Annotated in this window: 14 protein-coding genes; 8 read left to right on the top strand and 6 right to left on the bottom strand. The window is 61.8% G+C overall.

The window, feature by feature from the left end:
* The first annotated feature begins 51 nt into the window (after window positions 1-51).
* Complete coding sequence (locus ACEN93_RS27650) at window positions 52-618, top strand: DcrB/PsbP domain-containing protein (RefSeq protein ID WP_064595309.1); 567 nt, start codon at window positions 52-54, stop codon at window positions 616-618.
* Window positions 619-621: 3 nt separating this feature from the next.
* Here the strand turns inward: ACEN93_RS27650 and ACEN93_RS27645 are convergent, their stop codons facing one another.
* The 4 genes from ACEN93_RS27645 to ACEN93_RS27630 form a co-directional block, all read right to left on the bottom strand.
* Window positions 622-1,338: an alpha/beta hydrolase gene (locus ACEN93_RS27645; protein WP_103387115.1), complete on the bottom strand. Its 717-nt coding sequence runs from the start codon at window positions 1,336-1,338 to the stop codon at window positions 622-624.
* A gap of 66 nt (window positions 1,339-1,404) precedes the next feature.
* Entirely contained in the window at window positions 1,405-2,517 is a 1,113-nt protein-coding gene (locus tag ACEN93_RS27640; RefSeq protein WP_495610765.1) for a succinylglutamate desuccinylase/aspartoacylase family protein, read from the bottom strand.
* A 128-nt stretch (window positions 2,518-2,645) separates the two neighbouring features.
* The gene (locus ACEN93_RS27635) at window positions 2,646-3,425 is read right to left on the bottom strand and encodes an ABC transporter substrate-binding protein (protein WP_495610764.1); all 780 of its coding nucleotides are present in this window, start codon (window positions 3,423-3,425) and stop codon (window positions 2,646-2,648) included.
* A 255-nt stretch (window positions 3,426-3,680) separates the two neighbouring features.
* Window positions 3,681-4,115 (bottom strand): rhodanese-like domain-containing protein, encoded by a 435-nt coding sequence (locus tag ACEN93_RS27630; protein ID WP_039767816.1) that lies wholly within the window; start codon window positions 4,113-4,115, stop codon window positions 3,681-3,683.
* Between the two features lie 100 nt (window positions 4,116-4,215).
* Here ACEN93_RS27630 and ftrA point away from each other — a divergent pair, with 100 nt between their 5' ends.
* On the top strand, window positions 4,216-5,205 hold the full coding sequence (gene ftrA / locus ACEN93_RS27625) for a transcriptional regulator FtrA (protein WP_103387113.1): 990 nt from the start codon (window positions 4,216-4,218) through the stop codon (window positions 5,203-5,205).
* Here ftrA and cobF read toward each other — a convergent pair.
* Window positions 5,174-5,929, bottom strand: coding sequence for a precorrin-6A synthase (deacetylating) (cobF, locus tag ACEN93_RS27620; RefSeq protein ID WP_495610763.1), 756 nt, complete (start codon window positions 5,927-5,929; stop codon window positions 5,174-5,176). The two genes, ftrA and cobF, sit on opposite strands and share 32 nt — an antisense overlap.
* On the bottom strand, window positions 5,929-6,498 hold the full coding sequence (locus ACEN93_RS27615) for a histidine phosphatase family protein (protein ID WP_495610762.1): 570 nt from the start codon (window positions 6,496-6,498) through the stop codon (window positions 5,929-5,931). Before ACEN93_RS27615 ends, cobF begins: the two co-directional genes overlap by 1 nt.
* Window positions 6,499-6,817: 319 nt before the next feature.
* Between ACEN93_RS27615 and ACEN93_RS27610 the strand changes: the two genes are divergently transcribed.
* The 6 genes from ACEN93_RS27610 (at window position 6,818) to ACEN93_RS27585 (ending at window position 12,955) form a co-directional block, all read left to right on the top strand.
* Window positions 6,818-7,672, top strand: a complete 855-nt coding sequence (locus tag ACEN93_RS27610) for a MurR/RpiR family transcriptional regulator (RefSeq protein ID WP_163974623.1) — start codon at window positions 6,818-6,820, stop codon at window positions 7,670-7,672.
* A gap of 2 nt (window positions 7,673-7,674) precedes the next feature.
* A complete protein-coding gene (locus ACEN93_RS27605) occupies window positions 7,675-8,319 on the top strand; it encodes a cysteine hydrolase family protein (protein ID WP_495610761.1) in 645 nt (214 codons plus the stop codon).
* A complete protein-coding gene (locus ACEN93_RS27600; RefSeq protein ID WP_163974621.1) occupies window positions 8,316-9,647 on the top strand; it encodes a glutamine synthetase family protein in 1,332 nt (443 codons plus the stop codon). Before ACEN93_RS27605 ends, ACEN93_RS27600 begins: the two co-directional genes overlap by 4 nt.
* Window positions 9,631-10,383, top strand: coding sequence for an N-formylglutamate amidohydrolase (locus ACEN93_RS27595; protein ID WP_074687781.1), 753 nt, complete (start codon window positions 9,631-9,633; stop codon window positions 10,381-10,383). The genes ACEN93_RS27600 and ACEN93_RS27595 overlap by 17 nt, the downstream gene beginning before the upstream one ends.
* 87 nt (window positions 10,384-10,470) lie before the next feature.
* Window positions 10,471-11,820 (top strand): APC family permease, encoded by a 1,350-nt coding sequence (locus tag ACEN93_RS27590; RefSeq protein ID WP_414881175.1) that lies wholly within the window; start codon window positions 10,471-10,473, stop codon window positions 11,818-11,820.
* Window positions 11,821-11,938: 118 nt separating this feature from the next.
* A complete protein-coding gene (locus ACEN93_RS27585; RefSeq protein ID WP_039767807.1) occupies window positions 11,939-12,955 on the top strand; it encodes an arginine N-succinyltransferase in 1,017 nt (338 codons plus the stop codon).
* The last annotated feature ends 40 nt before the right edge of the window (window positions 12,956-12,995 follow it).

Here is a 12,995-nt window from a genome sequence, read left to right as displayed (position 1 = left end):
CCTCCATGGGATGATCGCCGCCCAAGCGCGACCCATCCCTCGGAGATTCGAATGTCATTGCTTTGCAAGAAAGCCGCCGTCCTGTTGTTGGCGGCGGTGGCCGGTTTCGGCGCCATCAATGCTCAAGCGGCCAAGGCCAAAGAGAAGGCTGTCACCGAGAAGGTCTCGATGCTCGACGGCAAATTCAGTTTTGTCCTTCCCAAGGGCTTTGTCGCCGACCCTCTGCCCGCCGGCCCGACCGGTGCCAAAGGCACGATGTACACCAACCAGACGACAAAGACCGTGGTCATCGCCGCCGAAAACCAGATTCCCGAAGGCAACAACGTCAAGGACAACGACAGTGCGTTCCTCGACGGCACGGTGTCCGACTTCATCGACGCCCAGCGCAAGGCCCTGCCGGACTTCAACAAGCTCAGCGAAAAGAGCCTGACCCAGAAAGGCAACGGCCTGGGCCTGCGCCAAGTCGACAGCACCGCCACCCAGGGCGGCGGCCAGACCCTCAACACCACGTTGCTGGCCGGTTCCGGCACGCGCATGGCGCTGGTCCAGGTGATTTCCCGGGCCAGCGACAAGAGCGGTCACGAGGCGCTGGTGAAAACCATCCTCAAGGAAAAATGATCTTCACGGGTTGAGTTGCTGCAACCAGTCGTTCAAATCCCGAAGCTCGGCCGCGCTGATGCTGTGGCCGACGCCGGGATAGGCATGAAATTGCGTTTTGTACGACAGCTTCTGCAACAACGCATCGGCTTCGGTGCCACCGCTGTACGGCACCCGGTCATCCGCCGTGCCGTGGCCGATGAAGATTTCCAGCGGCGGATGCTGTTGCTCCGACTTCAGCTCGCTCTTGAGCACCGGCAACACCCGCCCGCTCAACGCCGCGATGCCACCCACCGCCGCAGGCTGCCGCAACCCGACCTCGTAGGTCATCATCGCGCCCTGGCTGAAACCGATCAGGTACACCTTCTCCGGTTGCGCGTGATATTTCTGCGCCGCAGCGGCGATAAAGGCTCGCAGTTTCTGGCTGCTGGCCTTCAGATCATCAGTCTCGCCGTTGTAGGCACCTTCGCCTTTCTTGCGAAACCACTGGAAACGCCCTTCTCCCAACGCCATCGGTGCCTGCACCGACAGGTAGTTGTACTGCTGGGGCAGTTGAAATTTCATACCGATCAAGTCTGCTTCATTGCTGCCATAGCCATGCAGGAAAATCACCAGCGGACGCTGTTCAGCGTCCGGGTGCACCTGGGCCAGGTAGTTGAGCGGCAGATCGTTTTGCAGCGAGGTCTGAGCCTGAACGGCAGTGGACGCCAGCAGCGTCAACAGCGCAAACACCTTCAACATAAGCCTTCCTTCACACAGTGCAGGGTTCGGGGCAGAGCCTAACACTGTGATCCGGAGGATGGGGTGTCAGTCGTTGATCAGCTTCCCGACTCGAATCGGCTCACGCCCCGCCACTTTCGCCTGCCAGATCCCCGGCTGGGTGTAGCGTCCGCGATCGATGGCGAACAACACGCCGCTGGTGCCGGCGCGAACGGTGGTCACGCGGTCGTTCAGCGGATCGACCACTTCGAACAGCGCACCGCCACGCTCGACCCACTCACCGGCATCGCGCAGGAAACTCACCACGCCGTGGTGCGGGGCGAACAGGTATTCGGTGCCTTCGAACGGCATGCCTTCGCAGCATTCGTCCGGCGCTTTCGGCCATTCGCCGCTGATGAAACCCTGCTCGGCGAGAAAGCCCAGGATCGCCTCGCAATTGGCCTGAGCCTGATCGACGCGGGTGTCGCCCATGCTGCCCAGTTCCAGGGTGGTGGCGAGGTTGGCCGGCGGAATCGCCGCGTTCGGGAAGGCCCGGGCCAGGCGCAACCACGGCGACGAGCAGGATTCATCGAACGAACTGCCGCCGGAGTCTTCACACAACAGCGCCACGCCAGCCTTCAGGCGTGCGGCGAGGGATTTCCACTGTGGCCAGTGTTGCGGCAAGGCGTAGATATGAATCGCCGCGTCGAAATCGCAATGCAGATCGAGGGTGATATCGGCTTCGCAGGCGTGGCGCAGCAACTGGCGGTGCAGCGCTTCCAGTTGCGATGCCGGGGCCGGCAGTTCGTCGAGTACCTGCCCCATGGTCTGGCGGATCAGCGCGATGTTGGCTTCCGCATCACTGCCCAACTGATGCCCGATGCGCTCGGCCACCGGCGCACTGAGTTCCACGAAGGAGCGGTTGAAGTTCTTGCCGCTGCCCAGCTCGAAACGCCCCATGTGGCTGCCTTGCAGGTGCTGATCGAGACCGATCGGGTTGGCCACTGGCACCAGTTCGATCACGCCTTGCAACTGGCCGTTGCTCTCCAGCTCGGCCAGGCGTTTTTTCAGTTCCCACGCGGTGCGCATGCCCGGCAGTTCATCGGCGTGCAGGCTGGCCTGGATGTAGACCTTGCGCGGGCCGGCGCCGTAACGGAACACGCTCAGGGAACGTTCGCTGCCCAGGTGGCTCCAGGGCAGAAGATGGTCGATGCGTTGCATGGGGAACTCCGGGAATTCTGTGGTCGTTGCCGGGGCAATGACTGCATTGAAAATGTGCTGACAGGATAAATCACGGGCGAAAAAAAAGTGGCCACCGCGTCAACGGGGCCACTTTTTTCTACGGCGTATTAATGGCCGTACACGTCAAAGTCGAAGTACTTGTCCTGCACTTGCTTGTACTTGCCGTTGGCGCGGATTTCGTTGATGGCGGCGTTGAATTTCTCCGCCAGCTCGGTATCGCCTTTACGCACCGCAATACCGGCGCCACCGCCGAAGTACTTGGCGTCTTCGTAGGTCGGGCCGACGAATTCGAAGCCTTTGCCGGCGTCGGTTTTCAGGAAACCGTCGCTCAGGTTGACCGAGTCGGCCAGCATCGCGTCGATACGACCGGACACCATGTCCAGGTTGGCTTCCTGCTGCGAGCCGTAACGCACCAGCTCGATCCCGGCCGGCACCAGCACTTCGGTGGCGTAACGGTCGTGGGTACTGGCACGCAGCACGCCGACTTTCTTGCCTTTGAGCTCAACCAGCGGGTCTTTCACGCCGGAGCCTGCCTTCATCACGAAGCGCGCCGGGGTGTGGTAGTACTTGATGGTGAAATCGACGTTTTTCTTGCGGTCGTCAGTGATGGTCATCGAGGACAGGATCGCGTCGATCTTCTTCACTTTCAGCGCGGGGATCAGGCCGTCGAACTCTTGCTCGACCCAGGTGCATTTGACTTGCATCTGCTCACACAGCGCATCGCCGATGTCCACGTCGAAACCGGCCAGTTTGCCGTCAGGGGTTTTCATCGAGAATGGCGGGTAACCGGCTTCGATACCGATACGGATCGGCTTGGCGTCTTCGGCCACGGCGGTCAGGGACAACATCGACAGTGCCAGGGCACCGAACATAACCAGCTTTTTCATTTATTACTCCCGTGTGCGGAGGCTTTTATTGGCAGCTTTCGATTGTCAGGTTCGGCCTTGGGCTGTACAGCGCAAAAAAACCGAAGTGGCCGGCAGTCTATGGCGGCGCGCACGGGGCAAATTGTTTTTAAGCGACAAATACTTACAGAAAATCGGCGAGTGCCATCACGTGGGAAAAGTGTGCGCCAGAGCGGTGCAAAGGGTTGTAGGACAAAGCCGACAAAAGCTGCCGCCGAAGCGGCAACCCTCCGGCGATCAGCAATCGCAGGCGATCGGCGCGGTGGCGACGCGTGGTGTCGCAACACTCAACTGAAAGCCTTCATCCAGCCACCCGGTCACCCCGCCGATCATCTCTTTGACCGGATAACCCAACGCCGCCAGCTTCACCGCGGCCTTGTTGGCGCCATTGCAGTGGGGACCGGCACAATAAACCACGAAAAGCGTGTTTTTTGGGTAGTCCACCAGCCCCTCCGCTGTCAGCAAACGCCCGGGAATGTTGATCGCCCCTGGCACATGTCCACGCTCGAAGGCCAGCGGCCCGCGCACGTCCACCAGCACAAAGTCGACTTCGCCGGCCTGCTGGCTGCTGAAGACATCGGAACAATCGGTTTCGAAGGTCAGACGGTTGCTGAAATGCATCAGGGCAATGGCCGAAGGCGCTGCAGGAATCTCGCGAACCAGGCTGGGCATGTTGAATCACTCCTTTGTCTGTGGGGATGAACAGACTTTATCGAGGCGCCGCTTGCCGCTACAGTGGCGCACAAGACACTCACCGGGAATTTTCCGCCAAATGCCTGATTCACCTGGATTGGTCGCGATTCTGGCCTACGACGGCCTCTGCACATTCGAGTTCGGCATCGCCGTGGAGATCTTTGGCCTGGCCCGGCCGGAGTTCGATTTCCCTTGGTACGCGCACTGCATTGCGGCGGTCGATCAAGGGCCGATGCGCGCGATGGGCGGGATTCAGGTGCTGGCGGACGGTGGTCTGGAATTGTTGGCGGATGCGCGGACCATCATCATTCCCGGCTGGCGCGACCGAAATGCGCCGGTGCCGGAAGCCTTGCTTGAAGCATTGCGTGATGCCCATTCACGCGGCGCCCGGTTGCTGTCGATCTGCTCAGGCGTGTTTGTTCTGGCGGCCAGCGGCCTGCTCGACGGTCACGGCGCCACCACTCACTGGCGCTACACCTCGGAGCTGGCCGAGCGCTTTCCGGCCATCGATGTCGATCCGGATGTGCTTTACGTGGATTCCGGCCAATTGATTACTTCGGCCGGCAGCGCGGCCGGGATCGACGCCTGCCTGCACCTGGTGGCACGGGACTTCGGCACCCAGATCGCCAACTCGGTGGCCCGACGACTGGTGATGTCGCCGCAGCGCACCGGCGGTCAGGCGCAATTCATTCCCACCCCGGTCAGCCCGACGCCGCGCAGCGATCTGTCGCGCGTGATGCAGTGGGCCCGCGAGCGCCTGCACGAACCGCTGGAAGTGCGCGATCTGGCCAGCGAAGCGGCGATGAGCGAACGCACCTTCCTGCGCAAATTCAGCGAAGCCAGCGGCCAGTCACCCAAGGCCTGGTTGCAACACGAACGTCTGGCCCGAGCCCGGGAATTACTGGAAAGCACACCGCAAAACACCGAGCAGATCGCCCTGCGCTGTGGTTATCGCTCGGTGGAAAGCTTTCGTGTGGCATTTCGCAGCGTGGTCGGGGTGCCGCCGTCGGTGTATCGCGAGCGCTTTGGGCGTGAGATCAAGGCTTGCGCAACAGATAGGTGTCCATGATCCAGCCATGCTCGGCCCGCGCAGCTTTGCGCACCCGTTTTATCTCATCGGCAACGTCGCTGAGCTTGCCATGGATGAGGATTTCGTCCGGCGTGCCGAGGTAGGCGCCCCAGTAAATCTCGGTCTCCTGATCTGCCACTTGGTGGTAGGAATCTTCCGCGTCGAGCATCACCACCAGACTGTCCGTGTCACTCACCTGCCCCGCCGCCAGGCGTCGGCCGGTGGTGATCTCAATCGAGCGGCCGATGGTGTTCAACGGCACCTTGTGCTGCGCCGCCAGAGCCTGAACGCTGGTGATGCCGGGAATGACCTCGAATTCAAACGCACATCGCCCCGAGGCCAGAATCGCCTGCAGAATACGAATCGTGCTGTCGTACAACGCAGGATCGCCCCACACCAGAAAACCGCCGCACTGCCCGTCGGACAATTCGTCATTGATCAGGCGTTCGAAGGTTTGCTGCTTGGCGCGGTTCAGATCATCGACGCTGGCGCTGTAGTCCACATCGCCACGCTCGCGCTCAGGGCTGTGGGCTTCGGCGAAACGGTAGGTACGATCGGTGATGTAGCGTTCGCAGATTTCTCGCCGCAGGTCGATCAGCTTGTCCTTGCTCTGGCCCTTGTCCATCAGGAAAAACACGTCCACCCGATTCAGCGCCTTCACCGCCTGCATCGTGATGTAGTCCGGGTTACCGGCACCGATGCCGATCACCAGCAATCGCTTCATTACTCTGCTCCTTCCAGGCTCATGCCGGACAAGCGTAGTCGCCAGCGCCCGGCAAATCGCAGATCGACCGCCGCCAGCGGCTCGACATCCAGGCTGTGAAACGCCTCACCCTGCACGACCTGCATCAAGGCAGCACGAATCACGAACGGATGGGTAACCGCCACCACGTGCCCCGGTATGGTTTGCAGTGCAACCAGCCACGCGGCGACCCGCTCACGCAACTGCGCCACCGACTCACCGCCATGGGGTGCGGCGTGCGGATCTTCGAGCCAGACTTGCAACGCCTCGGGTTCGTTTCGTTGCAAGTTTTTGATTGACTGACCTTGCCAGCGACCCCAGTCGCAATCACGCAGGGCCTGATCGATTTGCGCTTCATGGCCAAACCACGACGCCGTCTGGCGAGTGCGCAGTTCCGGGCCGCAAATCAGGCGCGTAGCTGAGTCGAAGCGCGAAGCCAGCGAGCAGGACGCCAGCGCCGTTTCTTCAACAGGTTCGTTCGTAGGAAAACACGCCAATTTTTGTGCGACGGTTCTGGCATGGCAGATCAATGTCAAACGGGTGGTCTGCACGGGAAGTCACTCGGCTGGAAAACAAGACGGTCATCGACAAAGTCGCTGATGCGGCGGCAATTGTGCCGTAAACCGGGAGGCTCCGGACAAGTCGATTGATGCCTTAAGCATTTGAAAGCGGCAATGTCTGACACCACGATGGGCAATGGACTACAAGACTGATCGACATCCGTGTAGCCCTTGCGTTACGGGCATTGCGCCCCATTTTGGGGCCTGGTCTAAACGCCGAAAAATTCGCTAGACATGTAGCGCCAGTTACATAAATACTGTTTTAACGGATTGTGAAGCGAATTCAACACCCCATCCAGCAGGAGCCCGGATGCCCCCTTTAAGAGACCTGATCACCGACCCCGGCCTTGACCTGACGCCGTCGGAGCGCAAAGTCGTTCGCGCCTTGCTCGATCAGTATCCACGCAACGGACTTGGCCCGATGGCGCGCCTGGCCGAACATGCCGGCGTCAGCGATCCGACCATCGTGCGGCTGGTGAAAAAACTCGGCTTCGGTGGTTACGCCGACTTCCAGGACGCCCTGCTCAGCGACATGGACCATCGCCTGCGCTCGCCGCGTACCCTGTTGCAGCCGCGCTCGCATCAGAACAAGGACGACGCCTGGAGTCACTATCTGGCTCACAGCCACAATTTACTGGCCGAAACCCAGGCCCTGACCCAGCCGGAAGACGTGCGCATTCTCGCCGACTGGCTGCTCGACACCCGGCATCAGGTCTACTGCTTCGGCGGACGCTTCAGCAGCCTGATGGCGACTTACCTGCTCAATCATTTGCGTCTGCTGCGCCCCGGCTGCTTTGCGCTGGAAGACAACGCGCAACTGCCCGATCGTCTGTTCGACCTGCAACGCCAGGACGTGGTGCTGGTGTTCGACTATCGCCGTTACCAGACCCAGGCCTTGCGCGTGGCCAGCGCCGCGAAAAACAACAACGCTCGCGTCGTGCTGTTCACCGACATCTATGCCTCACCGCTGCGCGAACTGGCCGACATGATCATCAGCGCCCCGGTGGAGTCGGCTTCGCCGTTCGACACGATGGTCCCGGCGCTGGCTCAGGTTGAAGCGCTGATTGCCTGCCTGACCCTGCGCAGCCCGGACCTGGCCGATCGCCTGGAAGGCATCGATGCCCTGCGCAACGACTTCGACACCCACTTGCTGGAGGATAAATAAGGATGTTCAGCCTTCCCCATCGCTCGCCACGGGACCTGCCGTTTGTCACCGACCACTCCGCCCTGTTGCTGGTCGACATGCAGCGTGCCTGGCTCGAGCCGCAGTTCGACCCGCACCTCGAAGGCCCGGACGCCGCGTACTTCCTCAACCGCACGCGCTCGCAAGTGGTGCCCAATCAAGTCCGCCTGCTCAAGGCCTTCCGCGACGCTCGGCAGAACGTGCTGCACACCCTGATCGAAAGCCTCACTGCCGACGGCCGCGATCGCTCGCTGGATCACAAGCTGTCGGACATGCACCTGCCCAAGGGCAGCCCGCAGGCACAGGTGATCGCCGAACTGACCCCGGCGGAAAACGAAATCGTGCTGCCGAAGACCTCTTCCGGGGTCTTCAACTCGACCAACATCGACTACGTGCTGCGCAATCTGGAAACCCGTCACCTGATCATCGCCGGGATCGTCACCGACCAGTGCGTAGACATGGCCGTGCGCGACGCCGCCGACCGTGGCTACCTCGTCACCCTGGTGGCGGACGCCTGCGCGACCTGGACCGAAGCACGCCACGACGCCTGCCTGAACGCGATCAAGGGCTACTGCTGGATCACCGACACCGACACCGTGCTCGGCCGGTTGCAGGAGATGCAGCCATGAGCGAGCGCCTGTCGCCGTTGCCGATGACCACCATCGTCACCACCGACCTGATCGGCGTCACCCGTGGCCGTTCGTTTCCCACCGATGAGCTGGAGCACTATCAGGCCGCCGGTTGTGGCTGGGTGCCGGCCAACAGCGCGCTGACGCCGCAGGACATCATCGCTTCGACCAGTCCGTGGGGCGCTTATGGCGACCTGCGGCTGATTCCCGATCTGGCCAGCCGCGTCACCGTCGGCAACGGTCCGGACGCTGCAGCGCCAGCGCTGGATTTCATCCACGGCGACATCCGCGAGACCGATGGCCGGCCATGGGCGGCCTGCCCGCGCACGCTGTTGCGCAACGAGGTCGAGCGCTACCGCGATGAGCTCGGCTTGCAGGTCAACGCCGCGTTCGAACACGAATTCAACCTGCACGCCGGGTTTGCCGAACATCTGGCGTTCTCGCTCGAAGCCCAGCGCCAGGGCGCCGAATTCGGCGGCTGGCTGCTCAGCGCGTTGCGCGCCGGTGGCGTCGAGCCGGAAATGTTCCTGCCCGAATACGGCAAGCACCAATACGAAATCACCTGCCGCCCGACCCTCGGCGTGGCGGCAGCCGATCGCGCGGTCAACGTGCGCGAGATCACCCGCGAAATCGCCCGGCAGATGGGCCTGGATCTGAGCTTTGCGCCGAAGACCGCTGCCGACGCGGTGTGCAATGGCGTGCACCTGCACGTCAGCCTGCTCGATCTGGCCGGTCAGCCGATGTTCTACGACGCCGGCACCAGCAATGGCCTGTCGACCCTCGGCCAGCATTGGGCGGCGGGTGTGCTGCATTACTTGCCGGCACTGTGCGCGTTCACTGCACCGACGCCGGTGTCGTATGAGCGTTTGCAACCGCATCACTGGAGCGCGTCCTACGCCTGTCTGGGCCAGCAGAATCGCGAAGCGGCGCTGCGCATCTGCCCGACCGTGAGCGTGGGCAACAAGCCCGTGGCGAGGCAATACAACCTGGAATTCCGCGCCATGGACGCCACCGCCTCACCGCATCTGGCAATGGCTGCGCTGCTGATCGCCGGACGCCTGGGCATCGAGCAGCGTCTGGCGCTGAACGCGATCACCGATGAAATCCCCGATTCACTCAACGACGAACAACGCAAGGCCCGGGGCATCGTTGCCCTGCCCGCCTCCCTGGCCCAGGCACTGGATTGCCTGCGTCGCAGTGAAGCGCTGGTCGAAGCGCTGCCAAGCGCGTTGCTCGATACTTTTTTCGCCCTTAAAACCGAGGAACTGGCGCTGACGGAACAGCTCTCGCCCGCTGATCTTTGTGAGCACTATGCACGCCTGTACTGAATCCGTTGAGCTTGGGTTGTACACCCGACCGGTCTACAACCTGAGCCGTGAAGATTCGACGCACCCGCTGATTCTGGTGTGCGAACACGCCAGCCGCTACATCCCCGAGGCCCTGAACAACCTGGGCCTGGATGACACGGCCGCGCGCGAACACATCGCCTGGGACATTGGAGCCCTGGCGCTGGCCGAGCAACTGTCGGAGCGACTGGGTGCGACGCTGCTGAGCGCCAATTATTCGCGCCTGCTGATCGACCTCAATCGCCCCCGGCATGCGCCCGACAGCATCCCGGCGCAGAGCGAGATCTACCAGGTGCCGGGCAACCGCGAGCTCGACGAGGCCACCCGCGAATACCGGCGCCAGTGCCTGTTCAAGCCGTTTCACACGCGCCTGCAACAACTGATCGATGCACGTCTGGCCGAAGGTCGACCGGTGCGGGTGGTAGGGATTCACAGTTTCACCCCGGTGTATTACGGCCAGCCGCGCGAGCTGGAAGTCGGCGTACTGTTCGGTCAGGCCCGGGCCTATGCCCAACGGATGCTCGACGGTCTGGAACGACACCCGCTGAAAGTCGCCGGCAACCAGCCGTACAAGATCGACCCGCTGGGCGACATGACCGTGCCGGTGCACGGCGACGCCCGGGGCCTCGATTCGGTGTTGATCGAAGTGCGCAACGACCTGCTGCGCAGCCCGGAAGCGGTTTCTCGCTGGGCGAATTATCTGGCACCACTGCTGTAAAAAATGTTGTAACCACTGCTGATGCTGTAAACGACGGACCGATATAACAACTAAAACGACCGATTGGCTGACAAGGAGTTGCGCTTCATGGAAATAGAAGAGTTCGGCTACAAACAGGAGTTGAAACGTAGCCTGACACTGACCGACCTGGTGGTGTACGGGATGATCTTCATGATCCCCATCGCCCCGTTCGGCGTGTATGGCTACGTCAACGCCGAGGCACCGGGGATGGTGCCTCTGGCGTACATCATCGGCATGGTGGCGATGGTTTTCACCGCGCTCAGCTACGGCAGCATGGCCCGAGCCTTTCCGATTGCCGGATCGGTGTATTCCTACGCGCAACGGGGTCTGAATCAACACGTCGGCTTCATCGCCGGCTGGCTGATGCTGCTCGATTACCTGCTGATTCCGCCGCTGCTTTACGTCTACGCGGCGATGGCGCTCAACCATCTGTACCCGGACATCCCGAAAGTCGGCTTCATTCTGGCGTTCCTGGTCAGCGCGACCTTCGTCAACCTGCGCGGCATCACCTTCACTGCTCGCATGAACATCCTGTTTCTGCTGGCGCAACTGGTGGTACTGGGGATTTTCCTGTTCTACGCCTGGAACGCCCTGCACAACGGTGGCGGCAACGGCCAGTTGACCCTCGCGCCGCTGTATCACCCGGAAACCTTCAACTTCGCCCTGCTGATGCAAGCGGTGTCGATTGCGGTGCTGTCGTTCCTCGGCTTCGATGCGATCTCCACCCTCGCCGAGGAGATCAAGGGCGATCCGGGCCGCAGCGTCGGCAAAGCGGCGTTGATCACGCTGGTGGTGATGGGTCTGATTTTCGTCGCGCAAACCTGGATCGCTACCGATCTGGCAGCGGGCATGGGCTTCAAGTCCGCCGACACTGCGTTCTATGAAATCGCCGAAATCGCTGCCGGCAGCTGGCTCGCGACCTTGACCGGCGTGGCCACGGCCCTGGCCTGGGGCGTGGCGGTGGCAATCACTTCGCAAGCGGCGGTCTCGCGCCTGCTGTTCGGCATGGCCCGCGACGGCAAGTTGCCGAAAGTGCTGGCCAAGGTGCACCCGAAACACAACACGCCGTACCTGAGCATTTATCTGGTGGCCGTGCTGTCGCTGGTGATCTGCTACCTGTTCATCAATTCGGTGGACACCCTGACTTCGCTGGTCAACTTCGGCGCCCTGAGCGGCTTCATGCTGCTGCACCTGACCGTGATCAATTACTACTGGCGCCGGCAGAAATCCGGCCAGGTGATCCGTCACCTGATCTGCCCGGTGATCGGCTTCATCATCGTCGCGGCCATCATGTACAACATGGGCGTCGATGCACAAAAACTCGGCCTGATCTGGATCGCACTGGGTCTGGTGTACCTGTTCTTCCTGAACAAGCTCGGCGCCAGTACCGCGCTGCCTGACCCGAGCAATGGCTGACAAGAAAAAGAGCGGCGTCTGACAACAAATCAGGCGACCGCCGCTTTAACGCGTGGAAACCGACAGTGATAGTCAGGTTCGGCGAATGGGCCGAACCTTTTGATACAGGAGTGCATCCATGCTGGTCTTACGTCCAGTCGAGCCAAACGACCTGCCTCAATTGCAACAATTGGCGCGCGACAGTCTGGTGGGCGTCACGTCCCTGCCGGACGACAGCGAGCGCCTGGGCGAGAAAATCGCCGCGTCCTGCGCCTCGTTCGACAGCGATGCTGAGGCCCAGGGCCCGGAAAATTACTTCTTCGTACTGGAAGACCTGGGCAGCCGCCAACTGGTTGGCTGTTCGGAAATTCTCGCCACCGCAGGTTTCAACGAGCCGTTCTACAGTCTGCGCAACCGCCACTTCACCAGCGCCTCGCGGGAGCTGAATATCGAGCACGGCGTGCCGGCGCTGTCGCTGTGTCACGACCTGAGCGGGCATACGCTGCTGCGCGGTTTCCACATCGACGCGGCACTGGTGCGCACGCCGTTTTCCGAATTGCTGTCGCGGGCACGGCTGCTGTTCATCGCCGGCCACGCGCCTCGATTTGCTGAAGCGGTGATCACCGAAATCGTCGGTTACAGCGACGAGCAAGGGCATTCACCGTTCTGGGATGCGCTGGGCAAACATTTCTTCGACCTGCCCTACGTCGAGGCCGAGCGCCTGTGCGGCTTGCAGAGCCGTACGTTTCTCGCCGAGCTGATGCCGCAATACCCGATCTACGTACCAATGCTGCCGCAAGCGGCGCAGGACTGCATCGGCCGCATCCACCCGGACGGTCAGGAAGCCTTCGACATCCTCGAGCGCGAAGGTTTCGAAACCAACAGCTACATCGACCTGTTCGATGCCGGCCCGACCTTGTATGCACGTACCGCCAACATCCGGTCGATCGCGCAGAGCCAGACCGCCACGGTTCAGGAGCAATCCCTGATTGATGCCCGCGGTCGCTATCTGGTGAGCAATGAGGCGCTGCATGGCTTTCGGGCGGTGGTCGCCGAGCTGGATTTCCAGCCCGGTCAGCCCCTGGCGCTTGACCCGGCCCTGTGCGCGGCGCTCAACGTCCGCACTGGCGGTACGATCCGGGTAATCGCCCTGTGAACCGCGCCCCTACCCAACGACAGTGCCCGAGCAGGCGCGC

The sequence above is a fragment of the Pseudomonas sp. Pseusp21 genome (assembly GCF_059492145.1).
This window is presented reverse-complemented; position numbering and strand designations above follow the sequence as displayed.